The following is a 25,533-nucleotide window of genomic DNA, read 5'->3' as shown; positions in this document are numbered from 1 at the left end:
GCTTCTTTTCTAATTGTAACCTTTTCTAGTAAGCCATAATTTATATTAACACCTATCCCAATTCCTTCAGGAACTTTAATTTCCCCATTTTTTACGACCCATTCTGGTTTCACGATATCTTCTTCCCAATAACGTGATGAGGCAGATAAGTCTCCTGGAAATACAAAGTTATCTAAAGTCGCTAATGCTACATTATGAGCTCGACCAATTCCTGATTCTAACAAACCACCACACCAAACAGGAATATCATGTTCAACACATAAATCATGAATACGCTTTGCAGCTGTTATACCACCGACACGACCAATCTTTAAATTTATAACTTGACAGCTTTTCAACTCAATTGCTTTTTTAGCAGATTCATAAGAAGTGATACTTTCATCTAAGCAAATTGGAGTATTTAACGACTTTTGCAACGTCGCATGTTCAATTATATCGTCTGAACCTAATGGCTGTTCTATCATCATCAAATTAAATTCATCCAATTGTTTTAACTTATCAAGATCATCTAATGTATACGCGCTATTTCCGTCTGCAAGCAGTTGCAAGTCTGGGAAGCGCTCACGAATTGGCTCAAGAATTTCTTTATCCTTACCTGGCATAATTTTAACTTTTACTCGTTCATAACCTTCTGCTAAATACTCTTCGATCATACCTAACATTTCAGGAATTGGTTGAATACCTACAACTACCCCCGCTTTTACGCTTTCTCGATGTCCACCAATCAAATTGGCTAATGACTTTTCTTCACGTTTAGCATAGAGATCCCATATCGCTTCATCTAATGAAGCCTTGGCCATATAGTTTCTCTTATATTGTGAAAGTTCTTCATTCAAATCACTCGGATGAGAGAATGTTTTTTGGAAAACCTCAGGAATTAGTATATCTTCTAGTACATGCCACGCACCATTAATCGTTTCTTCTGTATACCATGGTACGGCGAATGCTGCACATTCACCCCACCCTTTTTGTCCCATTTCATCTTCCATTTCAACAAGTATAAATGGTCGTTTAGATATGGTTCCATAACTAGCTGCAAATGGTTTCTTCAAGTGCATTTCTATATGATGAAGGGTCACTTTATGAATGTCCACATAATCACTTCCTCAATGTAACAATGTAAGTTTTTCATGTTTTATCCAACTTTTTAGTGTACGTCTTAGAAGTTTCATTGAAGCATTTCTAGGCAATTTTTCTACCGAATAAAAAACCTTTGGAATTTTATATTTTGCTAATCTCTCTTCTAAAAATTGTTTTAACTCTATTCCAGAACAAAATGAATTTTTTTCAAAAACGAGCACAGCAGCAGGAACTTCTCCCCACCTCTCACTCTCAACTCCACATACACCGACCTCAAGAACCGATGGATGCTCAAGCAGCACACTCTCAATCTCCGCTGGATAAATATTTTCTCCACCAGAAATAATTAAATCACTTCTCCTGTCTAATACATACAAGAAACCGTCCTTATCTAAATAACCCATATCACCAGTATGTAACCAGCCTTGTTGAATCGTTATTTCTGTTGCATCTGGACGTTTGTAATACCCTTTCGTCACATTAGGACCACATACAACGATTTCACCTTCATTATTTCTTTCCATATCTTGCCCATCTTGTACGATACGCAACTGTGCTGGAAAAAGTGGTTTACCAGCTGATCCAAGTTTACTCAACATATATTCTGGAGAAAGTGTAACGATCTGCGATGCCGTCTCTGTCATTCCATATGTTTGGAATACAGGAACCCTTTTATGTTTGCACAATTCTAATAGAGGCATTGGAGCTGGCCCACCACCAAGCAATACACATCTTAAATTCTCTGGATAAGTCTCTTCTCCAAGCTGCTTTAACATTGTAGTTAACATTGCACTTACTACAGATATCATTGTAACTTGCTCATTTATAATTGAGGTATTAACGGCATCTGCTTCAAACCGCTCATGTAGCACAATTGTGATCCCATAGAATAGAGATCTCATCAAAATCGACAGCCCACTAACATGAAAGAGTGGTACGCAAATAAGCCAGCGATCCTTCTCAGCAATCCCTAAATTCAACGAGGAACCAATCGCACTCCACCAATGATTTCCATAAGTCATCATCACACCTTTTGGTTTACCTGTCGTACCAGACGTATACATAATTGTATGTAATTCATCTAATTTAAACATCGATCGGCTAGAACTAGACGATGTCTTTAAACTTTTCACTTGTGTTATACTATATAACTTTATTGATTGTACTTCCTTACCTGCTGTTAATGCTTTGTCTTGAAAGTCAGAAGTATAAAAGCAATATGATACATCAGCATCATTCATTTGCCATGCTAATTCTTTCTCAGTAAGACGAATATTTAACATTACACTTATCGCTCCAATTGTTTCAAGAGCACGAATTAATACGATACTGTCAATATTATTTTGAATAAGCAACGCACAATGCATGCCTTGTCTTACACCCACAGTGGTAAGTTGGTCTGCTAATTGCTCAACTCTAATCAGAAGTTCTTGGAAGGATAACGTTTCATGTTTGGTTATAATTGCAGGACGTTCAGGTGTTAAATAGGCACGTTGTTTTAGCCAGTTTGGCATTTTTTCACTCATAGTAATGGTACACCTCTACGTATAAATCATTTCAAAAAAGACACATCCTTCAAAACAAAGATGTGCCTTTCATAGTTAGTAGCATTAAGGGAAGCGCGGAAATTGCTTAAAGTCCGGATCACGTTTTTCTTTGAACGCGTCCCGTCCTTCTTTTGCTTCATCTGTTGTATAGTATAACAATGTAGCATCTCCACCCATTTGTTGAAGACCAGCTAAACCATCTGTATCAGCATTTAATGATGCCTTTAAGAAACGTAATGCTGTTGGAGATTTCTCTAACATCTCTTTACACCATTGTACTGTTTCTTCCTCAAGCTGTTCAAGTGGAACAACCGTATTGACTAAGCCCATATCCAATGCTTCTTGTGCATTATATTGGCGACATAAGTACCAAATTTCACGTGCTTTCTTATGTCCAACGATGCGTGCAAGATAACCAGCTCCATACCCTGCATCAAAGCTTCCTACTTTTGGACCTGTTTGTCCAAAGATTGCATTGTCTGCCGCAATTGTTAAGTCACATACAACATGAAGAACATGACCACCACCGATTGCATAACCAGATACCATTGCAACTACTGGCTTAGGAATTACACGAATTAGACGTTGTAAATCTAAAACGTTTAAGCGTGGAATTTGATCATCGCCTACATATCCGCCATGACCGCGAACTTTTTGATCTCCTCCTGCACAGAACGCGTCATCACCCACACCTGCAAGTACGATAACTCCAATGTTAGAATCATCACGAGCATATGCAAATGCATCAATTAACTCATGTACTGTTTTTGGACGAAATGCATTTCGCACTTCAGGACGATTAATCGAAATTTTTGCAATACCGTTAAATGTTTCATACATAATATCTTCATATTGACGTTCTTGTACCCATTCAATTGCCATACTTATGTACCTCCTCAATTAATTCACATGATAATTCTTACTATGTCAGATGCTATGTTAAATCATCTACTACTATTTTAGCAAAGATTTGTAATTGTTCCAGATGAATTGCATGTCCAGCACTATTTACAACAATATTCTTTGCATTTTTCATTTTTTTTGTCATTTCCTTGGCGATGTTACAGAATTTCTCGTCTTCATTTCCTGTAATTATCAAAATTGGCATAGAAAGATCTTGTAGTTGGTCCCATAATGATGGTTGACTTCCTGTTCCCATGCCTCGCAAGCTATTTACTAAACCATAAGAATCGTTTCTCATACGCAACTCATACTGTTTCTCTAACAGATCATCTGACAATCTTCTTTGTGAGGAAAAAAGTGGTATTTCACTCCACATCTTCACAAACCATTCAATACCGTTGCTTTCAATCTTACGGGCGAGCTTTTGATCTGCTTCACATCGATTAATTCGCTCTTCAATTGTCTTTAGTCCTGGTGAACTACTTTCCAGAATTAATCTCTCTACACTTTCTGGATACGTTACAGCAAACGATAGAGCGACTCTTCCACCCATAGAATAACCTAATAAGTTCACTTTGTGAATTTCCAACTGAACAAGTATTTCCTTAATGTCCCTAACAACCTCTTCCATACTATAACGTGATACATTACGGGGCTTTTCAGTATTTCCATGACCTATAATATCTACAAGGATCACTTGAAAATTATCTGATAGTTGTTCAGCTAAAGGATACCAATTTACTGAAGATCCCGTAAAGCCATGTAACATCATAAGTGCAGGGCCAGTCCCAAATGTTTCAACGTGATAATTAATGTCACGAACCTTCATATCGAGTTGCCTCTTTCACATTTTGATGTACTTCTTTCCACAGCAAACGGTGTAAGTTAACATTATCATCGCGTTCAGTTGGAACTTCTATTACTTGTAACCCTTTTCTATTCATACTATTTAACACGGCGTCTTTAAACTGTTGCCAACTTTTAATTCTATCAAATGTACCTCCGTACATTTTAACAACATATTCAAAATCTAAACCATGTGGGGTCCCAAATAATTCCTCAAAGTGTTCTGGATGCTTTGCTTGAGGGAGGAAAGAGAAAATTCCGCCTCCATCGTTATTAATTACGATAATTGTTATATTCAATTGATACACCTTAGCGGCGAGCAAACCATTTAAATCATGATAAAACGACAGATCACCAATTACAAGAAAGAGTCGCTCACTCACGGTACTAACACCTAGAGCACTTGAAATAATGCCATCAATACCATTTGCTCCACGATTTGCATACGTTGTAACTTGTTTAGATTGGTTGAGGTAAAACGTATCTAAGTCACGAATAGGCATACTGTTACTAACGAACAATGAAGAGTTTTCAGGTATTAGTTCTATTAACTCTTTTATTACATTACCTTCAAAAAGGACATCACCTGTATAATAATACTCAATTGTTTGTCTAGTTACAGAATTAACCTTTTTCCAACTCTCTAACCATTCATCATTTCCACTTGTATTCTGAATTGAATCTGCCACTTTTTCACAAAAATACTTCGAATCAGCATAAATCATATGTGACGCCATTAGTGTCGGTTCACGCCAATCGTTATCTAAATCAACGATGAATTGTTTGATTTGAGGATTGTTTTTTATAAATAACGTGTATGCCTTTGACACTGGCATGGCGCCAAATCGAAGCACTAGTTCAGGTACAAGTGAATTAGAGATTTCTTGATCACGTAAAAATGCATCATACGTCTCAATAACATGATCTTCATCTCTAGCAATACTTCTTAGTTGAGAAAGAGGATCAGAGATTATAGGCCAATTCAGTCGTTTCGATAATAGTAGAATAAATTCACTTAACATTGGATCATCCTGTGGTCCACAAACAATAAGCCCTTTTTCTACATTTTCAAACAAACGACAATAATCGAAGATTTGCTCTTTAGAAAGGTGCTTAACTCCCATTGAAATACGTGTATATGGATTCATTCCATCTCTTGCAGCAGTTTTCATCATATTAGGCATTGGTCCTGGTATAAGTGGCTCACGAAGTGGAAAATTCAAATGAACAACCCCTGCTGGCTCACTCTTTGTTAATGCAACTGCTCGATCAGCAACAGTTCTTATATACCGTAACATCTCGTTCGTGCTCTCTGGTATCGCTAAATCTACAAACCATTTGGCGTAATTTCCAAACATGTTTAGTTGGTCAATTACTTGTGGTGCGCCAACATCCCTAAGTTCGTGTGGACGATCAGCAGTTAAAACAATCAGCGGAACACGAGACTGCTTAGCCTCAACTACTGCAGGCATATAATTTGCTGCCGCCGTACCTGATGTACACAAAATAGCTACTGGATGTTGTGATCCTTTAGCCATGCCTAACGCAAAAAAAGCCGCTGAACGCTCATCAACATTCACCCATGTTTCCATTTTAGGATGTTGAGCTGCGGCCATGGCAATCGGAGTTGAACGAGAACCAGGACTAATGACTATTCTCCTAACCCCCGCTCTCACCAATTCATCTACAAATGCATGTATATAAGAACTCAGTGGATTATTGGTAGGCATCGTTAACTCCCCCTATCGCTGAAAGCATCGGACGAAATTTAATTCTTGTCTCATCATACTCACTCTCAGAATTTGAATCACCAACGAGGCCACACCCCGCGAATAATGAAGCTTCATTTCCTTGAATAAGCCCTGAACGAATTGCCACAATGAATTCACCATTTCCTTCATAATCAATCCAACCGATAGGTGCTGCATACCAACCTCTCTCAAGTGCTTCATGCTCTCGAATTTTTTTCAATGCAACATTTCTTGGATATCCACCAAGAGCAGGTGTTGGATGTAAATGTCCAACAACGGATAGAAGTGAAACATTTTCCTTTGCTTTTCCTACAACTGGTGTATATAGGTGTTGAATATCTCGCGCCTTATATAAAATTGGGGAAGTAGGAATATCTACTTCAGAACAACAAATCTCCATTGCAGAACGTATCATATCAACAACAATTTGATGTTCATGAAGGTTTTTCTCATCGTTCAATAAAGCTTGTCCTAACTCTTGATCAATCTCAACTGTTGTTCCACGCCCAGTAGAACCAGCTAAGCAAGTAGAAAGAAACTGTCCACCTTCACGTTTAACTAATCGTTCTGGTGATGCCCCTACAAAGCAATCTGATTCAAACTGAAAAGCGAAAATATGAGATGTCGATTGCTCGTTCAACAACTTCTGTAACACATTCTCAACTTGAATTGACTGATCTAGTTTGAGGCGTAACTCCCTTGCCAATACAACCTTTTCATATAATTGATCACGCATTTCACTTGCTAAGAAATCTACCGTGTTCAACCAATCTTCCTTCGCTTTCTCATCAATAGAAAGTATACTCAGATTCTCTCTATGAAGATGTTCATTCACATTTAATAATAACTGTTGCTCTAGCTTCATTATTTCACTAGCCTTAACTTCGACATCATCATTAGCTTTTACTAAAGTGTTTATCGTTAGCCATGCTTCTGATTCAATAAATGAAACCATCATCACAGGTAAGATCAACTTTGTATGAGGAAATTCACTCCATAATTTATGTTTTACAGGTTGCTCATCAAAAGAAAAGCCTCCTAGCATGAGAGGACCAGTGCCCCTTGGTCTACTATGAGGAGAAATGATTGCACCCTTCTTAATTTCATGCCATTTGTATGTCGCTTCTGTATAACGATCATCCGAAAACGCTTCCACCGTGTGAATCGCACCAATAGCAGAAACTTGAAAATCACCATTAGGCTCCGACCAAAAAACTCTTTCATTTATATTAAGCGCTCCTGCAGATGCAAAAACTGACAACGGTGAACAACCTCTTACTTTTTTAACTATACTTACGAGAATTTCTCGAGATTGTTCTGTAGCTTTTTTAACTCCAAGAGCGAGTTGCTCTGTTACAGCTTCTTGCTGAATTGCAACCATGATTGCTCCCTCCATAGGCAAATTCGCACATAGTTAACTTATTTTAAAATACAACGCAAGACTTATAGTGTCAATATAAGCATATCACGTTTTTACAAATCCAAACATTTTAAGGATTTTCATAATTGATAGAATGATTATCCTTATATTACAAAAAAGAATTTACATGATTAAAACCATTGACAGTATAAGAGGGTTTCCCTAAACTTAAATGTGAACAAAAATCGAATTTCTCAATTTAATTATTTGTTCATATAGTTTATGTTCAAAAATACGGACAAAAAATTTCCAGTAAATTGAAAATGCAAACTCAAGGACTGGAACGCATACGCGTAGAAACATGAAGAAGAGAAAGGCATGTTGATGCAAATATGCTTATATTATTTTTTCAGCCTTTCTTAACAAACTCATACAAAATAACACTTCTATTTATAATTATTTCTCCATGCTCAATAGTGAATTGTTATAAAAAATCTAAAAAAATTGGGTTTTTAACAACAAGAGGTTGACATTAACTTTTCCCATAAGTTCTGTTTTAGTTTTTGCAAATATAACTTAGGATTTATAGAATCAGTTAACGCACGATAAAGGGAGAATAGTTTAAGGGAGAGGGACATGATGCAAGGACAAATTGAGAAAAATAAACAACCGATCACATCACATTCATATCATATTCAGAAAAAAAGTTGGAAAGTATGGTGGCATCTACTTCGTCCACACACATTAACTGCAGCATTTGTACCAGTGGCAATCGGTTCAGTTCTCGCTTTGCAAGATGGAGTTTTTAACGTGTTACTATTTGTAGCAATGCTCACTGCTAGTATTTTAATTCAAGCTGCAACAAATATGTTTAACGAATATTACGATTTTAAACGTGGGTTAGATAATGAGAATTCTGTGGGCATAGGTGGAGCGATCGTTCGTGAAGGCGTTGCACCAAAAACCGTACTGAACCTTGCATTTTCTTTCTTTGGTATTGCTACATTGTTAGGCGTATACATTTGTATGAATAGCAGTTGGTGGATTGCACTAATTGGAACAATTTGCATGATAGCAGGTTATCTCTATACAGGAGGACCTTACCCTATCGCTTATACACCTTTTGGTGAACTTGTAGCTGGACTATTTATGGGATTAATAATCATCTTACTCTCTTATTATATTCAAACTGGAACAATTACAACTGAAAGTATCGTCGTATCTGTTCCCATATCCATATTAGTTGGCGCAATTTTACTAGCCAATAATATTCGTGACCTTGATGGTGACAAAGAAAACGGACGAAAAACGATCGCCATCTTACTAGGTCATGATAAAGCAGTCCTCTTATTATCAAGTATGTTTGCAATTTCTTACCTGTGGATGATTTCACTCGTGTTTATGGGTATGTTCTCAGCGTGGGCATTAATTGTTTTCTTAAGTATTCCAAAAGCGGTTAAAGCATCGAAAGGGTTTAAAGGAAAGAAAATTCCAATCCAAATGATGCCTGCTATGGTCGCAACAGCTCAAACGAATACCATTTTTGGATTCTTATTAGCACTTGGTTTATTGTTAAGCTATATTTTATAAAACATGGCATAAAGCCATGTTTTTTTATTTTTAAGAATTTGTTTCCTCTCACTGAAAGATAAAGAAGGATGTTCTGCTAAAGGTTGCTCATAATAAGGAGAAAGACTAGTTGAAATGAAAGGAGTATACCCAATGCTGACTACACAACAAAAACAAAAGCTCCAGCAAATTTTACAAGAACGACTCAACCAAATCAATATTCACTTACGAGAGAACGACCATTTTGGAAATGAATGGGCTCACGCTCAACAATCAGTAGGTGAGCTTTCAAACTACGATAACCATCCAGCAGATACAGGCACAGAATTATTTGAAAGAGAAAAGGACATTGCCTTAAACGACCATATTGAACAGGAAAAAAAAGAAATTGCAAACGCATTACAAAAAATGCAGGACGGTTCCTACGGGAAATGTGAGATCTGTCATAAACCCATCCCATACGAAAGACTTGAAACAATTCCAACTACTCTTCGTTGCATAGAGCATACAGAAGAAAGAAAGCTTTCAAACGATCGCCCAATTGAAGAAACTGTTCGCAGTACACCATTTCACTCATTTAATAAAGAAGATCAAACAAATTTTTTTGATGGTGAAGACACATTTCAAATCTTACAACACTATGGAACATCAGAAACTCCATCCGACTTCTCAGATAATGCAATTGTTGATTACAACGATATGACAATTGATGAAGATGAACTTACTGATGGTGTTGAACTATTTGAACAATTTGTTGGAAGTGATCTTGACGGCAGTGGTCATCATGTATATCCAAATGCAGCACATGAGCGATATGAAAGTATGTTAGACGAAAATAATGAGCGGTTAAATGATCTAGCTGAGTCAATTATCGATGAAAACCCTAAATAATTGAAAACAATCCATCTAAAGATTAAGGATTTAACTGACGCGAAATTTTATAATCAATGACTGTATACAGATCTAACAGGAGCAATGTTCGCGTCAGTTTCCACATCCTTGGACTAACGTACATAAGCAGAAGAAGTAACCCCCCATATATTCTCCGCATATTCTCGGATCGTCCTATCACTCGAAAATACGCCCGACTTTGCGATATTCATAATAGACATCTGAGACCATTTACTCCTATTTTCATACATTTTACTTAATTTCATCTGTGCATCAGAGTAACTAGCAAAATCACGTAAAACATAATATTCATCATTTTGAATAAGCAATGAATCATAAATATGCTCAAATTCGCTATCTGTAACAGAAAAGAATCCATTCATCAATTGTTCCAACACTTGATGAATTCGCTTGTCATGGTGGTAATATTCAAACGAATTATACCCACCACGCTGTTGATAAGCCAGTACTTCTTGTGCAGATAAGCCGAATGTGAACATATTATCATCACCAACAAGCTCATGAATTTCTACATTCGCACCATCCATCGTTCCAATTGTAATTGCACCATTCATCATGAATTTCATATTTCCTGTCCCTGAAGCTTCTTTACTTGCGGTAGAGATTTGCTCACTTACATTTGTAGCAGGAATAATCTCCTCAGCCAATGAAACGCTATAATTTTCTAAGAAAACTACTTTTAAGTAATCTTTTGTCCTCGGATCATTATTAACCTTTTCAGCTAGTGTATTAATTAATTTAATTATTTTTTTTGCATAATAATATCCTGGTGATGCTTTTGCACCAAAAATGAACGTTCTCGGTGTTATTGTAAAATTTGGCTCATAACTCAATCGATTATATAAATGCATGATATGCAAAATATTTAATAGTTGACGTTTGTATGCATGAAGACGTTTGACTTGAACATCAAAAATTGATTGTTCATCAATTACGATACCAGTATGTTGTCTTATCTTCTCTGCAAGGTGATGCTTGTTTACTTGTTTCACTTCATAGACAGCATCTTGAAAATTTGGATCACAAGCATATTTTTCTAGTTGTTCAAGCTGTTTTGGTTCTCGTATCCACTCTGTTCCAATTCTATCGTTAATGATATCAGTTAATTGAGGATTTGCCTTCATCAACCAACGTCTATGAGTAATTCCATTTGTTTTGTTATTAAATTTCTCTGGATAGAATTCATAAAATAATTTCATTTCCCTTTTCTTTAAAATGTCAGTATGAATTTGTGCTACACCGTTAACACTATGACTCCCTACTATAGCTAAATGAGCCATTTTCACCATATCATGTGCAATAATAGCCATATTCTCAATACGTTCCCACTGGTTAGGATACTGCTTCCATAACTTCATACAAAACCGTTCATTAATCTCTTCTACAACCATAAAAATACGAGGTAATAAATTTTGAAAAATAGAAATTGGCCACTGCTCTAGTGCCTCTGATAATGTGGTGTGATTTGTGTAAGAAATCGTATTTGTCGTGATATGCCAGGCCTCTTCCCAACTTAAATTTCTTTCATCAATTAGTAATCTCATAAACTCTGGAATTGCAAGAACTGGATGTGTATCGTTAATATGAATCGCAACATGATTGTGGAAATCGTGGATGTCTTGGCCTGTTTTCAAATAAGAATTAAGAATACTTTGCATTCCTGCAGATACGAGAAAATACTGCTGCTTTAAACGAAGAATTTTCCCCTCTACATTCGTATCATCTGGATACAAGAACTCGGAAATCGCTTCTGTCTCTTGCTTATATTTCATCACATCACGATCTGGTCGATATGGCGATGGTTCTGCACTCCACAAACGTAACGTATTAACCGTTTCATTTTCATAGCCAATTACAGGCATATCATGAGGTACAGCAGATACGGTTTCAGCGTTCACATGGTGAAAATTCATTTTTCCATTTGAATTTGATACTTCAACATGTCCACCAAATTTTACTTCTACTGCTAACCCAGCCTTCCTAACTTCCCATACATTCCCGTTCCTAAGCCATTGTTCAGGTAATTCTACTTGATAACCATTTACGATCTTTTGTTCAAATAATCCATGTTTATAGCGAATTCCACATCCATGTCCTGGATAATCCATTGAAGCTAATGAATCAAGAAAGCATGCCGCCAGTCTTCCTAATCCTCCATTTCCTAATCCAGCATCAATCTCTTGTTCTTCTATTTGAGATAGGCTTATTCCCAATTCTTTCAACCCTGCTTCACATACATCCCTAATCCCTAAATTCATAAGATTAGTTCCTAATAATCTACCTAACAAAAATTCAATTGAAAAATAATAAACTTGCTTTTGAGATTCAGCTCTATAACGTTCATTTGTATGAATCCAATCTTGACTGGCATATTCTCTAACTAGCATACCTAAAGTAGCATATTGCTCTTGTATCGTGGAATCCTCAAAGCTCTTACCGTAAACACGTTCAAACTTATCCAAAAATCGTTTTTTAAACGTTTCTTTACTTGTAAACATCGGGCTTCCTCTCCCTTATTTTGTTATTACATGCTTACACGAGCTAATGATTATTCAAACGAATAAGTTTCTATATAATTCATCGTATTCTTTCGCAGATTTTTCCCAACTATAATCCTGTTCCATTGCATGAGTAACAATTTGCTTCCACATGTCTTTTTTTCGATAAAACTGTAGAGCACGTTCAATCGTGAATAATAAATCATGTGCGTTATAGTTCATAAAACTAAATCCATTCCCATTACCTGTATGCTCATCATATGACTGTACAGTGTCATTGAGACCGCCTGTTTCTCTAACAATTGGAATTGCCCCATACCGCAAAGCAATTAACTGTCCTAATCCACACGGTTCAAACTTTGATGGCATAAGAAACAAATCTGCAGCAGCATAAATTTTATGTGCCAAAGATTCATTAAAACCAATTAACGTTTTAACTTTATTAGGGTACTCAACCTCCATTTGCTGAAAGAAATGTTCAAACCGTTTCTCTCCTGTACCAAGCAGTACAAATTGTACATCATTTTGAATCATCTCATGAAAAATTCGAACGACAAGATCTAATCCTTTTTGTTGTGTCAACCGGGATACCATAACAACCATTGGTACCTCTTCAGACTGAGGCAACCCCATTTCTCCCTGTAGTGAAATTTTATTGACGACCTTTTGGTCAATCGTCTCACTTGAATAAGTTTGTGTTATCGACGCATCATCATTAGGATTATACAAATCAGCATCAATCCCATTAACAATGCCTTTTAACTTATATTGATAAGCTCGTAAGAAACCATCCAGACCTTCCCCATAATAAGGGATTTGAATCTCATTCCGATAAGTTGGGCTAACTGTCGTAATCAGATCTGATGCCTTAATCCCACCTTTCATGAAGTTTATCTGACCATAATGCTCCAGATTCTCCTCTGTAAAATGAAATTCATCTAAGTTTAATAGTTCGTTAAGCATTTCCTTTGAAAATACCCCTTGAAATTGCAAATTATGAATGGTAAAAACTGTTCGAATGCTTTCATAACTAGGATGTTCATGATTTTGATTGTTTAGTAAATAATTTACTATTGCAGTATGCCAATCATGACAATGCAGTATCTCCACATTAAATTCTAAGTATGGTATTGCTTTGATGACAGCATGTGAAAAGTACGCAAACCTTTCACCATCATCATAATCACCATATAGTGATGAACGTTTAAAGTAATATTCATTGTCTATAAAATAATAAGTAATCCCTTCATGCTCAAGCTTCATAAGTCCTCCATATTGCTTTCTCCACCCTACTTGAACAGAAAATTCAGACATAAATTCCATACGATTCTTATATTCTGAAGGTATTAACTCATATTTCGGAAGAATTACTCTTACATCATGCCCTAGTCTCTTAAGCTGTTTCGGAAGTGCACCAGCTACATCGGCTAAACCACCTGACTTAATAAATGGCACACATTCAGAAACGACGAATAATATATTCACTATCTCATCAACTCTCCTTGCACTTCTCCCTTTGGAATGACAAAAGGATTTCCTATTTGACCTTGAATACGTGCAGATGCTTCGATCCGAACATCTTTGTCAATAATAACCCCATCAACAATTGCGCCATCTTCTATTATACTTTTTTGCATAATTATACTATTTCTAACTACTGCTCCTTTTCCAATATGTACAGCACGGAATATAATACTATTTTCCACGGTTCCTTCAATTTGGCATCCGTTTGCTACTTGAGAATTTGTTACGATAGCCCCTTTTTGATATCGAGTTGGTGGTTCATCCTTTACTTTAGTGAAAATGGGGTTTGATCCAACAAAAAGACTTTTCCACATCTCTGGATGTAACAACGACATACTATGCTTATAATAACTTTGTACTGAATCAATAATAGCTGTATATCCATCATGCTCATACGAATGGATATTTAACCGTCTCTCATACAATATAACGAACTCTTGCATATTTTTAATTGACTCATATCTATGTGACTTAATACAATCTAATAATAGTGATTTTTCTATTATGAATATATTCAACGGTGTTCCTTTATAACATACTTCTGTGATATCTGCTTTCATTGCAATATGTTGTCGCAGTACTCTTTCAAAGTCTAGATTACATATAACATTACTAGCAGCTACAATTACATACTTTTGTTCACTTCTATTGAAATAATCAAGGTGATTGTTTAGGTAATCAAAAAAACCGTTGTAGTACTCTTGTTTTCTTGTAGGTGGACAGAAAAATAATCCTTTCCGTTTACGACTCAAATCCCAATCACGTCCTGATCCGAGATGGTCCATTAATGAACGAAAGCGATCTTTTGTAAAGATACCTACACTTTCAATACCTGAATTGACAAGATTAGATAAAATAAAATCAATTAAACGATAACGCCCACCAAATGGCACTGCAGCAAGTGAACGATTCTCCGTTAATTCATTCATCGCTTGCATTTCTGTCATTGCATCGATTACAGCAAGTGTTGTTTTTCGCACTCAACCCACTCCTCTTCTGGATTATTAAATACATTTTTCACCACATGTTACGAAACATTAAGACCTCTATTTCAAAACTTAGAAGACTCGGCAATGTTTAAATAGAGGAACTTACTAGCGAGTACTTTATGTTATAAAGAACATAAGAAAAACGACTAACAGAAGTATTATTTTAAAGTGTATTAACAAATACTCACACTATAAGCTGAATTAACTCAATGAAGTACAGAACCTCATCATATTAATAATTTCCGATTAACTAAATTCCCCACCAAAGATAATATCCATCTCTGATGGAGAATTGAGATTTATCTTAAATCACGTCAGAATAATATCTTCTTCTGCAACCAATACAATTTGGTCTTTCCCTTGTTCAGGAGCAATGATTGTACCATCTTTTACCTTCATTCCATCCGCTACAATAGCTTTTTCCACCCTACAATTTCGACCAATTTCAGCTCCAGGCATAATGATCGTATCCTTCACAACCGATCCTTCACCAACCGTTACCCCTGGAAATAAAACAGAATGCTCGATCGTACCCTGTACAAAACACCCTTCATTAACCAATGATTCTTTCACATCTGCATCTGGTGCAATATATTGAGGAGGTTGATTTGGATTAACAGAGTATATTTTCCATTGATAATCCTTCAATTGCAATTCAGGCTCTTCATCCAATAAGTCCATATTTGCTTCCCACAAACTTTTAACAGTACCAACATCTTTCCAATATCCTTCAAATGGGTAAGCAATTAATCGTAACTGCTCTTCTAACAGCAACGGAATAACATCTTTACCAAAATCATGTGAAGATTCTGTATTTCGATTATCCATCTCTAAATATTTCTTTAAAACTGGCCACTTAAATATGTAAATTCCCATCGACGCAAGATTACTCTTCGGGAATGCTGGCTTTTCATCAAATTCGATCACGTTCATCTGGTCATCTGTATTCATAATACCGAATCGACTAGCCTCATCCCATGGAACTTCTATAACAGAAATCGTACAGTCAGCTCCTTTATCAATATGGTAATTAAGCATCGTTGAATAATCCATTTTATAAATATGATCGCCAGATAGGATTAACACATGTTCTGGTTGATACTGTTCAATAAAGTTCAAATTTTGAAATATCGCATTTGCTGTACCTTTGTACCATCTCCCACCGTCACGCTCCATATAAGGTGGTAATACGGTAACTCCACCATTTATCCGATCTAAATCCCATGCACTACCAATTCCAATGTAAGCATTTAATACTAACGGTTTATATTGCGTCAGCACACCGACTGTATCAATATTAGAATTCGTACAGTTGCTGAGTGGAAAATCAATAATTCGATACTTTCCCCCAAATGGCACTGCAGGTTTTGCAATGTTTCTTGTTAGTAGACTCAAGCGACTCCCCTGACCTCCGGCTAACAACATAGCAACACACTTTTTATTGTGCATACGCATTATGACGCTCCCTTCTTATTCTCTTAAATACTACAAAAGCATACGGTGGGATACATATTTCTAACTGATAAGGCTGCCTATGATATGGTGTAGAATGACTACTTATGTATCGTTTATTTCTCATTCCAGAACCGCCATATATGTCGATATCACTTGAAAATAATTCACAATATGTTCCGTCAATAGGCACTCCAATTTTGTAATTATCGTATTGTTGTGAACTGAAATTACAGATAACAATTAGAGAATCGTCATCAACTTTCCCCTTTCTAATAAAGAGGAGAATTTTTTGGTGTGCATTATTCGGTTCGATCCACTCAAAGCCATCCTGTATATCATCACACTCCCAAAACGCTGGTTCATTTCGATATAATTCTAGCACCGCTTTACTATATTCATGCATAGCACTATGCATACCATAATTGAGCAATTTCCAATCTAAATCGTCCAAGTCTTTCCACTCATCAAATTGCCCAAATTCACTTCCCATGAATAATAGCTTTTCACCAGGGTGCGCAGTCATAAAACCTAATAAAAGCCTTAGTTGAGCAAACTTCTCTTCATAACTACCTGGCATTTTATTTAGCAAAGATCTTTTCCCATGTACAACCTCATCATGTGAAAAAGGTAATATAAACTTTTCTGAATACGCGTAGATCATGGAAAAAGTCATTAAATGATGCCACTTGTCTCGTTCATCACTTTCTTTTTGCATATATTCTAGGACATCATTCATCCATCCCATATTCCACTTATGCGTGAAGCCAAGTCCTCCTTCATTTATTGGCTTTGTTACATTAGACCAATCTGTTGAATCTTCTGCTATGACTAGCACACTTTCATCAAAATGTTTAATCGTTTGATTCAAATTCTGAAGAAATTCAACTGCATATTCATTTGGATAAATGTTTCCATCTCCATGCATATCCCAAAACAACATGTTAGCAACTGCATCAACCCTAAAACCGTCAATATGAAAATAGTCCATCCAAAACACAGCATTGGAAATTAAAAAACTTTGAACCTCACTCTTTCCTAGATCAAAGTTAGCTGTTCCCCACACATCGTTTTCACGTACGTAACCATTTTCATATTCATATAAGGGCTCCCCATCAAACAAAAATAACCCATGTGCATCTTTGCAAAAGTGTCCTGGTACCCAATCAAGAATAACTCCTATTCCTTCTTGGTGGCATTTATCAACGAATGCCATAAAATCATGCGGTGTTCCATATCGGCTAGTCACTGAATAATAACCAGTTCCTTGATATCCCCATGAACGATCAAAAGGATGTTCATAGATCGGCAGTAATTCAATATGAGTGAAGCCATGTTCTTTCACATAATTAACTAATTCATCAGCAAGTTCTTTATACGTATAAAAAGAACCGTCTGGTTTTTTCTTCCATGTACCAAGATGCACTTCATAAATAAACATAGGTTTCTGTTTCTTTTTATTAAATTGTCTCTTCGCTAACCAATGATTGTCCTTCCAATCGTAACCTTTCAAATCATAAATAATTGAAGCAGTATTCGGTCGTATTTCTGAATAAAAAGCATATGGATCACTCTTATGCAAGATTGATCCATTTGATGTTAGAATTTCATATTTATAACAATCTAGTTCCGCCAGTTCGGGGAAAAAATTCGTCCAGATTCCTTCTTCATTCATTTTTTTTAATTCAAATCCACTACTATTCCAATCGTTAAAGTCACCAATTACAGAAACTTGTCTAGCGTGAGGTGCCCATAAAGTAAACCTCACTCCTGACAATTCATTTTCAACACAAATATGTGCGCCAAATGTATGGTAGCTTTGAAAAAGACGACCTTTATGAAACAAAAATCGGTCAAAAGAAGTTGGCAGAGTTGCTTTCAAAATTCAAAATCACCACTTTCGATTCAGTCATTTACTACGTTCTATTTATAAATAATTCCATAAAGAAAAAGGAAAACCTTCATAATATTTGTAAAAAAATTGTGAATATATTGCTAAGGAGGGTTTTCATATGACCTACATCTTTATCTCAAAATACTATTTACCATAACATCAACTTGATTGTTGCAATTTCTAACAGATGTTATTTTTTGATTACTATACAAAACATGTTACGACAATCATGTATTTAAATGCATAATAAGATGTACATTAAAGGGGAACAAATATGGGAATTTCAAGATGATAATTGGGAGTTTCTTAAAAAAATCTCATAAGATGAATTTTGAAGAAAAAAAAAGAGAAGACATCAATAATGTCTCCCCAACATAATTATCCTCACAGAGGATATGTCTACCAACCACTGTAATTATAGCAAAAACGTAAAAAGAAGGCAATTAGTCTTTTCAAAGGAAATAAAGACAAAGATTTGTTTATTAGCCTTATAACTTTTTCATTGGATATTTGTTCATAATTAAATTTATGACTACCACCAAATAAAGTAGTCATATTATTTGTTGACACAACATAAAAACTCCATTACATTAAGTAATGGAGTTTTTCTTAGTGACCCGTACGGGATTCGAACCCGTGTTACCGCCGTGAAAGGGCGGTGTCTTAACCGCTTGACCAACGGGCCATATATTATATTTTTATAATTTCTGGCGGAGAAGGAGGGATTTGAACCCTCGCGCCGCTTACACGACCTACTCCCTTAGCAGGGGAGCCCCTTCAGCCACTTGGGTACTTCTCCATTAAACGTATTTCAGCATTATGCTTAATCTTTAATGTCGACTTACACTGGCTAGCTCAAAATATAATGGCGGTCCGGACGGGACTCGAACCCGCGACCTCCTGCGTGACAGGCAGGCATTCTAACCAACTGAACTACCGGACCATTTATGGTGGAGGATGACAGGATCGAACTGCCGACCCCCTGCTTGTAAGGCAGGTGCTCTCCCAGCTGAGCTAATCCTCCGTATTTGTCTCTTACCGACAATAACTATATTATCATTATATTTATTGTATCGTCAATACTTTTCACAATCTTTTCTTCAGAATCTATCATAGTTAAACAGTTGCTCCATACCCTTTACAATACAATTTGATAATATTATAATTAACGTTCAAGAAAGCGCTTACAATATAACGAGGTGATTCAAAATGTTAATGGAATCAAAGTATCGTCGGCAAGCGTTATTGAAAATAAAAAATGAACAATCATCTAACCATGATGAACACACAATGAAATCTACTCAAACAAAAAACAAATTAATTGTTTTTCTATCAACCTTTTTCCCCTTTTTAAATTAACTTACTCTCTACTATCTTAATCAGTTAATTTTAGATATCAAGCTATTTAACTCCAAAGCAAAATCGTCTAAATTTATAAAACCTCTGCCAACTCCAATCAGGAGTTAGCAGAGGTTTTATTTTAGTGTCCAGAAGATGCACTAAGACCTACTTTTTCAACAATTGCTCGACTTTCATCATTTAAGCCATTAATTGTTACAGTCTTACCTTCTTTTCGATACTTACTCATCACTTTCGCTACGGCAGTAACTGCTGAATGATCCCACACATGAGAATGTGTAAAATCAATTACGATCTCCTTAGGATCATTTTGATAATCAAATAAATCGACGAAATGCGCCATCGTCCCAAAGAAAAGCTGTCCGGACACCGTATAAACTTTTTGCTCACCCTCGAATTTTGTTGATGTTTTAATTTGAGCCATTTTCCATCCGAAAATCAATGCACTTAAAACAACTCCAGCTAAAACACCTTTTGCTAAATCATGTGTATATACTACAATAGCAACTGTTATCACCATGACAACCGCGTCCGATCGTGGAATTCTTGCTAATTCACGGACAGATTGCCAATCAAACGTACCGATCGATACCATGATCATAACTCCAACGAGAGCAGCCATAGGTACTTGTTTGACAATATCACCCAAAACAATAATTAAAATTAACAAAAATACACCCGCTGTTAAAGCAGACAGTCTTCCTCTTCCACCTGATTTAACATTAATTACTGATTGGCCAATCATTGCACACCCTGCCATACCACCAAAGAACCCTGTGATAATATTAGCGATACCTTGACCTTTCATCTCAGTATTTTTATTACTCTTCGTATCTGTCATTTCATCAACGATAGTCGCTGTTAATAAAGACTCTAAAATACCAACTAATGCTAAAGGAAATGAATATGGTAGTATAATCATTAAAGTTTCAATATTTAACGGTACCATTGGAAGCTGAAACACAGGTAATGATTGAGTAATATTCCCCATATCTCCAACCGTTTTCAAATCTAGCCCTAACGTAATCGCAACAATTGTCATAACAATAATTGCAACTAATGGTGATGGAACAGCTTTCGTAAAACGAGGCAAAATATAAATAATAGCTAAAGTTGCTGCTACCATTCCATACATCAATAGACCTTGACCTACAAAGTGAGGTAATTGGGCCATAAAGATCAAAATTGCCAAAGCATTTACAAATCCAATAATAACGGACTGTGGCAAAAACGTAATGAAACGACCAAGTCCCATCACACCCATAATAAATTGAATAATACCTGTCAATACAGTCGCTGCTAATAAATATTCCAAGCCATGTTCAGCCACAAGTGTAACCATTAATAATGCCATTGCACCAGTTGCAGCTGATATCATACCTGGTCGACCACCAGTAAAGGCAATTATTACAGCTATTGAAAATGATGCATACAAACCTACCATTGGATCAACACCCGCAATAATCGCAAATGCAATTGCTTCTGGAATAAGTGCTAACGCAACAGTTATGCCTGCAAGGATATCACCACGAATATTCCCAAACCAACTTTCTTTCCAACTCATTGTGTTCAAAACAACGCCTCTTTCTATTATTTTTTTACGCTCTCTCACTTTGAAAGAGCAATCCGAAGTAAACATGAAAAATACTATCATACTACTAGCAGAACGCAAACTTCTATGTAAGCGCACAAAATATACTTTATCCTCTCATTTTCGTTACATATCTCTTATTTTCATAGTGATAAGATAAAATTGAAAAATAGAAGTTTTAATATTCAGTTTATTCATAACTTTTTTGATAACAAACTAAAACAATAAGTTGATTAGGCTTGAACAATTTATAATCATAAAAAAACACTGCTTATACATTTAAACAGTGGTTACAGAAATTATGATTTAAATTGTATTGGAGAAAGGTGTTCATTCAATGCCTCCATTACATATCCATTATTTTGAAGGTATACTAGCAACCTTTCTAAATGATCTAACGTTGACTTTTTATCATGTAATAAAATGACTGGAACTTTACCCTCTCTCACTACCTGCTCTAATTGATAAATCGTATCTTGTACGTAACGAACGTCTTTGTATTCCCAATCCCTCGAATCTATGTTCCAATCCCAAAGAAGATAACCTTCTTCTTTCACTACTTGCCTATACGTCTTGGTCATATATGGCACACTTCCATAAGGAGTTCGAATTAACATTGTTTGCTTTCCTGTAATTCGTTCTAACACACGATTGCCTTCAGTCAGCTCTCCTAATATTGACGAAGTTGATTCGTAAAAGCTTTTTGCATTATGAGAAACTCCATGTAATCCGAACGAATGACCTTCTTCTACCATTCTTTTCATTCCTTCTGGATATTTCTCCATTGCTGGACTTAACATAAAAAAGGTCGCTCTTGCTTGGTAACGTTTTAACAATGAAAGAATCGCTTCAGTTGACTCTGATGGACCATCATCAAATGTTAAATAGACAACATTTTCTGGAGGTGAAACTGTTACTGTAGGTTCAGTTAGTCTCAACGGTTGCTCTTTTTTTAACTGACAACACATCTCTTTCTCTGGTGTGAATGTCACTATATACTCTTCATTATCGATTGCTTTCGTTATCTCGCTATAGCCAAGTAATCCAATAATTAATATACAAACAATCGACATGAACACCCATTCGTGTGTCCTTATCAATTTTTTTCTTCTTCTCATGCCATCTCCTCTTTCCTTAGCCATGCGGTGTTCTCTTAAATGAGTATATTGTTTGTGATTGAAAAGAGGGTTACAAAGACATTACATTTTATATGTCAATACATATCTGATGTATTATCGAGATTGTATTGTATTGATTCCTTATCCAAATTTTAACTCCATCAATTTTTACTACTACACCTTCAATCGACTCACCATAACGTGAAAAATAAAGGTGATTTGTTCTAACTTTCTTACCTAGTTGAATCATGATGTAGAATACTCCCTTTTAGTAAAATTTAGTTAGAAGTGTATCATTTTTCGATTAAAAAGCATTTAAGGAAATAAAACAAATTCGTTACAAATAATAATGCGCTTTCATTATTTAGAGGAGCAAGGACTCACAAAAGTTCGAATACTTTTTTTATACTTGTTATTACCTATACTATAGGATAATTCATAACGATTACATTAAAGTGGTGTTATAATAGTAAGAATAAGATGAACTTTGGCAGAAAGGAGCTTTACACGTGGTTGAAACACATACATTCACTAAAGGTGAAGAGATCGCAAATGCAATCACACATGGGATTGGAACGTTACTCAGTATTGCAGCATTAGTATTATTAGTTGTCTTCTCTGCATTAAACGGAACAGCTTGGCATATCGTCACTTTTTCTATTTATGGGGCTACAATGCTTATTTTGTATCTTTCTTCAACAATGTTACATAGTTTCCCAAAAGGAAAAGCTAAAAGTTTCTTTGAAATTTGTGATCATGCTTCGATCTATTTGTTCATTGCTGGTACTTACACACCAATTACACTCATTGTCATTCAAGGAAGCTTGGGCTGGGTGCTATTCGGAACAGTGTGGGCATTAGCAATCGGTGGGGTTGTCTTTAAAGTTTTTTTTGTGAAGAAATTCAATACAATTTCTACATTATTATACATCGTGATGGGATGGCTCGTTGTCTTCGGATTTAATAAGTTGTTAACGACATTGCCTCCTATGGGAATCGTTTTTCTCGTCATTGGTGGAGTCCTCTATACACTTGGGACAATTTTTTATCTATGGAGAGCATTCCCTTATCACCATGCTGTTTGGCATCTATTTGTATTAGCAGGAAGCATATTCCACTTCTTTGCTGTATTACTATATGTCCTTCCAATTCAATTTTAATAATTCAAATTAAACCCCAATCGCTCAAGATGATTGGGGTTCTTTGTATGGGGTAAGCAATTAAATCAATATCATTTTCCATATCCTCGTACAGGGTAGTGATCGGAATAATTATTATATTCGTAATCGGCTGTCCAAGTAGGAGATTTTGGAGTTAATGTTTGGTTCATCCAAAAGCTTGGCTGTTTGTAATCTTTTTCAATAAAAATATAATCTAAATGCTGCGGTTCATAATCAGGATAACTATAGCCTGCTATACTGTTAGTTTCAGTGTCCCATGTAGGGTTTCCAATGTATTCCGTAGGTTCGATTGGCAGAGGTAAACAAAACCCATCTAAGGTGCATGGCCATCCTTTTTTCAAGCACTATTAAAGAATGGAAAGGAAGTATTTCTGCAACGCAGAGCTAAATGCCGTATTGATTACGTCATTTAGCTCTACTAATCAGATATTATAATTGGTAAATTGCTTCATACTTTTCTTTCAAATACGTTATTAAATGTTCTGCATTCAACCCTTCACCTGTTACGTCATTCAAGATTTCCAGTGGTTTCTTCATTTTTCCATATTGATGAATGTTACTTGAAAGCCACTCGCGAATAGGTTGTAATTCACCTAATTCTAACAATTCATCGAAGTTGGCAATTTCCTTTACCATCGCATTTTTAAACTGCGCAGCGTAAATATAACCTAATGCGTAACTTGGGAAGTAACCAAAATCTCCACCTGACCAATGTACATCTTGTAGAATTCCTTGAGCATCATTGTCTGGCCTCACTCCGAGATATTCTTCCATCTTGTCATTCCATAATGTTGGTAAATCTTTAACCTCAATTTCATCATTAAAAAGTGCTTTTTCTAACTCGTAACGAACCATAATATGTAAAGGATATGTTAACTCGTCCGCTTCAATTCGAATTAGAGATGGTTTCGATTCATTAATAGCACGATAATAATCTTCAAGCTCAACTTTATCGAACTGACCGCCTGCATATTGTTTTAAGACGTTATAATTTTTCTTCCAGAAACCTTTATTACGCCCTACAAAGTTTTCCCAGAATAATGATTGTGATTCATGAATTCCCATTGATGTCCCATCACATAAAGGTGTTCCAACTAGATCCTTAGATATATTTTGCTCATACAGCGCATGTCCACCTTCGTGAATCGTACCAAATACTGCTGTGCGAAAATCTTGTTCATCATATTTTGTCGTAATACGCACATCTCCAGGATTTAACGTAATTGCAAACGGATGAACCGTAACATCTAATCGCCCTGCTTCAAAATCGTAATCCATTTGTTCTAACGCATTTAAGCAAAATTCCCTCTGTTTTTCTTGTGTGAAGTGCTCAAATAAGAAGGATGTATTAGGTTGGTTAGAACTTTTAGATATACGTTCTACTAATGGAACAATCTCATCTCTTAATTGTCCAAACACTTTATCGATTTGCTCAACAGTAACACCTGGCTCATACATATCAAGTAACGTATTATACTTATTACCTTCGTAACCCCAATAACCAATAAATTTTTTCTTAAATTCAACTAATTTTTCTAAGTAAGGACGAAACATTTCAAAATCAGATTTATCTTTTGCTTCTTCCCAAACAGATTCAGCTTTTGATTGAAGCATTACAAATTCCTTATACTCTACTTCTGGAATCTTCTCATTTCTTTCATATTCTTTCTTACAATCTTCTAAAGTTTTTACAGTAATTTCTGATAAAACTTGCCTTGCTTCCTCATTGTCTAATTCATCAATAAATTGCTTCATTGTATCTGAAGTTGACATATTGAATACTTCAGTCGAAAGGGTCCCTATGACCTCAGAGCGTTGGTCAATCCCTTTTTTAGGAGCACCCGTCCGCATATCCCAAAACATTAGTGCTAGTGCTTCTTCATAGTTCATCATCTTTTTTACATATTGTAAAAATTCTTGTTCAGTTTTTTGAAACGACATGTTAATCCCACCTTTTTA

The 25,533-nt window shown here is 35.9% G+C and carries 18 protein-coding genes and 4 tRNA genes; 3 read left to right on the top strand and 19 right to left on the bottom strand.

Annotated elements, in window-relative coordinates; translation table 11 throughout:
• The 6 genes from menC to BFG57_RS07445 all read right to left on the bottom strand — a co-directional run.
• On the bottom strand, positions 1–1,094 hold a 1,094-nt coding region (menC, locus tag BFG57_RS07470; RefSeq protein ID WP_069716860.1), incomplete at its 3' end, for an o-succinylbenzoate synthase.
• A 12-nt stretch (positions 1,095–1,106) separates the two neighbouring features.
• Complete coding sequence (locus tag BFG57_RS07465; RefSeq protein ID WP_069716859.1) at positions 1,107–2,606, bottom strand: o-succinylbenzoate--CoA ligase; 1,500 nt, start codon at positions 2,604–2,606, stop codon at positions 1,107–1,109.
• Between the two features lie 84 nt (positions 2,607–2,690).
• Positions 2,691–3,509, bottom strand: coding sequence for a 1,4-dihydroxy-2-naphthoyl-CoA synthase (gene menB, locus BFG57_RS07460; RefSeq protein ID WP_069716858.1), 819 nt, complete (start codon positions 3,507–3,509; stop codon positions 2,691–2,693).
• Between the two features lie 52 nt (positions 3,510–3,561).
• Complete coding sequence (gene menH / locus BFG57_RS07455) at positions 3,562–4,359, bottom strand: 2-succinyl-6-hydroxy-2,4-cyclohexadiene-1-carboxylate synthase (protein ID WP_069716857.1); 798 nt, start codon at positions 4,357–4,359, stop codon at positions 3,562–3,564.
• On the bottom strand, positions 4,346–6,106 hold the full coding sequence (gene menD / locus BFG57_RS07450; protein WP_069716856.1) for a 2-succinyl-5-enolpyruvyl-6-hydroxy-3-cyclohexene-1-carboxylic-acid synthase: 1,761 nt from the start codon (positions 6,104–6,106) through the stop codon (positions 4,346–4,348). Before menD ends, menH begins: the two co-directional genes overlap by 14 nt.
• Positions 6,093–7,508 (bottom strand): isochorismate synthase, encoded by a 1,416-nt coding sequence (locus BFG57_RS07445; RefSeq protein ID WP_069716855.1) that lies wholly within the window; start codon positions 7,506–7,508, stop codon positions 6,093–6,095. The genes menD and BFG57_RS07445 overlap by 14 nt, the downstream gene beginning before the upstream one ends.
• A gap of 618 nt (positions 7,509–8,126) precedes the next feature.
• On the opposite strand from BFG57_RS07445, the gene BFG57_RS07440 reads away from it, so the two are divergent.
• Positions 8,127–9,077 (top strand): 1,4-dihydroxy-2-naphthoate polyprenyltransferase, encoded by a 951-nt coding sequence (locus tag BFG57_RS07440; RefSeq protein ID WP_069716854.1) that lies wholly within the window; start codon positions 8,127–8,129, stop codon positions 9,075–9,077.
• Between the two features lie 132 nt (positions 9,078–9,209).
• Complete coding sequence (locus tag BFG57_RS07435) at positions 9,210–9,947, top strand: TraR/DksA C4-type zinc finger protein (RefSeq protein ID WP_069716853.1); 738 nt, start codon at positions 9,210–9,212, stop codon at positions 9,945–9,947.
• 113 nt (positions 9,948–10,060) lie between these two features.
• Here the strand turns inward: BFG57_RS07435 and BFG57_RS07430 are convergent, their stop codons facing one another.
• From BFG57_RS07430 to BFG57_RS07380, 11 genes are all read right to left on the bottom strand, one after another.
• Complete coding sequence (locus BFG57_RS07430; protein WP_069716852.1) at positions 10,061–12,466, bottom strand: glycogen/starch/alpha-glucan phosphorylase; 2,406 nt, start codon at positions 12,464–12,466, stop codon at positions 10,061–10,063.
• Between the two features lie 54 nt (positions 12,467–12,520).
• Positions 12,521–13,954 (bottom strand): glycogen synthase GlgA, encoded by a 1,434-nt coding sequence (glgA, locus tag BFG57_RS07425; protein WP_425388482.1) that lies wholly within the window; start codon positions 13,952–13,954, stop codon positions 12,521–12,523.
• A complete protein-coding gene (locus BFG57_RS07420; RefSeq protein ID WP_281186633.1) occupies positions 13,951–14,970 on the bottom strand; it encodes a GlgC family sugar phosphate nucleotidyltransferase in 1,020 nt (339 codons plus the stop codon). Before BFG57_RS07420 ends, glgA begins: the two co-directional genes overlap by 4 nt.
• A 318-nt stretch (positions 14,971–15,288) precedes the next feature.
• Positions 15,289–16,428 (bottom strand): glucose-1-phosphate adenylyltransferase, encoded by a 1,140-nt coding sequence (locus tag BFG57_RS07415; RefSeq protein WP_069716867.1) that lies wholly within the window; start codon positions 16,426–16,428, stop codon positions 15,289–15,291.
• Complete coding sequence (glgB, locus tag BFG57_RS07410) at positions 16,418–18,313, bottom strand: 1,4-alpha-glucan branching enzyme (protein ID WP_069716850.1); 1,896 nt, start codon at positions 18,311–18,313, stop codon at positions 16,418–16,420. Before glgB ends, BFG57_RS07415 begins: the two co-directional genes overlap by 11 nt.
• Positions 18,314–18,938: 625 nt before the next feature.
• Positions 18,939–19,010: transfer RNA gene (locus tag BFG57_RS07405), tRNA-Glu, on the bottom strand.
• 23 nt (positions 19,011–19,033) lie between these two features.
• Positions 19,034–19,124, bottom strand: a tRNA-Ser gene (locus tag BFG57_RS07400).
• Positions 19,125–19,191: 67 nt separating this feature from the next.
• A tRNA-Asp gene (locus BFG57_RS07395) sits at positions 19,192–19,268 on the bottom strand.
• A 5-nt stretch (positions 19,269–19,273) separates the two neighbouring features.
• Positions 19,274–19,349: transfer RNA gene (locus tag BFG57_RS07390), tRNA-Val, on the bottom strand.
• Positions 19,350–19,805: 456 nt separating this feature from the next.
• A complete protein-coding gene (locus BFG57_RS07385) occupies positions 19,806–21,248 on the bottom strand; it encodes a SulP family inorganic anion transporter (RefSeq protein WP_069716866.1) in 1,443 nt (480 codons plus the stop codon).
• Between the two features lie 326 nt (positions 21,249–21,574).
• Positions 21,575–22,417, bottom strand: coding sequence for a polysaccharide deacetylase family protein (locus BFG57_RS07380; RefSeq protein WP_083249123.1), 843 nt, complete (start codon positions 22,415–22,417; stop codon positions 21,575–21,577).
• A gap of 485 nt (positions 22,418–22,902) precedes the next feature.
• Here BFG57_RS07380 and trhA point away from each other — a divergent pair, with 485 nt between their 5' ends.
• Positions 22,903–23,553 (top strand): PAQR family membrane homeostasis protein TrhA, encoded by a 651-nt coding sequence (gene trhA, locus BFG57_RS07375; RefSeq protein ID WP_069716849.1) that lies wholly within the window; start codon positions 22,903–22,905, stop codon positions 23,551–23,553.
• Between the two features lie 71 nt (positions 23,554–23,624).
• On the opposite strand, the gene BFG57_RS18555 is transcribed toward trhA, so the two are convergent.
• Both BFG57_RS18555 and BFG57_RS07370 read right to left on the bottom strand, forming a co-directional pair.
• Positions 23,625–23,915: an exonuclease/endonuclease/phosphatase family protein gene (locus tag BFG57_RS18555; protein WP_139125080.1), complete on the bottom strand. Its 291-nt coding sequence runs from the start codon at positions 23,913–23,915 to the stop codon at positions 23,625–23,627.
• Between the two features lie 88 nt (positions 23,916–24,003).
• Complete coding sequence (locus BFG57_RS07370) at positions 24,004–25,515, bottom strand: carboxypeptidase M32 (RefSeq protein WP_069716848.1); 1,512 nt, start codon at positions 25,513–25,515, stop codon at positions 24,004–24,006.
• Positions 25,516–25,533 lie beyond the last annotated feature (18 nt).

It is taken from the genome of Bacillus solimangrovi (genome assembly GCF_001742425.1).
GTDB lineage: Bacteria > Bacillota > Bacilli > Bacillales > Bacillaceae_N > Bacillus_AV > Bacillus_AV solimangrovi.
Note: the sequence above shows the minus strand (reverse complement) of the source record. Positions and strands in the feature narration are given on the sequence as shown.

Bases quoted from the DNA above. Each gene is read 5' to 3' on its own strand.
- BFG57_RS07465 (WP_069716859.1), bottom strand. From the start codon at position 2,606: ATGAGTGAAAAAATGCCAAACTGGCTAAAACAACGTGCCTATTTAACA.
- menB (WP_069716858.1), bottom strand. From the start codon at position 3,509: ATGGCAATTGAATGGGTACAAGAACGTCAATATGAAGATATTATGTAT.
- menH (WP_069716857.1), bottom strand. From the start codon at position 4,359: ATGAAGGTTCGTGACATTAATTATCACGTTGAAACATTTGGGACTGGC.
- menD (WP_069716856.1), bottom strand. From the start codon at position 6,106: ATGCCTACCAATAATCCACTGAGTTCTTATATACATGCATTTGTAGAT.
- BFG57_RS07445 (WP_069716855.1), bottom strand. From the start codon at position 7,508: ATGGTTGCAATTCAGCAAGAAGCTGTAACAGAGCAACTCGCTCTTGGA.
- BFG57_RS07440 (WP_069716854.1), top strand. From the start codon at position 8,127: ATGCAAGGACAAATTGAGAAAAATAAACAACCGATCACATCACATTCA.
- BFG57_RS07435 (WP_069716853.1), top strand. From the start codon at position 9,210: ATGCTGACTACACAACAAAAACAAAAGCTCCAGCAAATTTTACAAGAA.
- BFG57_RS07430 (WP_069716852.1), bottom strand. From the start codon at position 12,466: ATGTTTACAAGTAAAGAAACGTTTAAAAAACGATTTTTGGATAAGTTT.
- BFG57_RS07415 (WP_069716867.1), bottom strand. From the start codon at position 16,428: ATGCACAATAAAAAGTGTGTTGCTATGTTGTTAGCCGGAGGTCAGGGG.
- BFG57_RS07385 (WP_069716866.1), bottom strand. From the start codon at position 21,248: ATGAGTTGGAAAGAAAGTTGGTTTGGGAATATTCGTGGTGATATCCTT.
- BFG57_RS07380 (WP_083249123.1), bottom strand. From the start codon at position 22,417: ATGGCTAAGGAAAGAGGAGATGGCATGAGAAGAAGAAAAAAATTGATA.
- BFG57_RS07370 (WP_069716848.1), bottom strand. From the start codon at position 25,515: ATGTCGTTTCAAAAAACTGAACAAGAATTTTTACAATATGTAAAAAAG.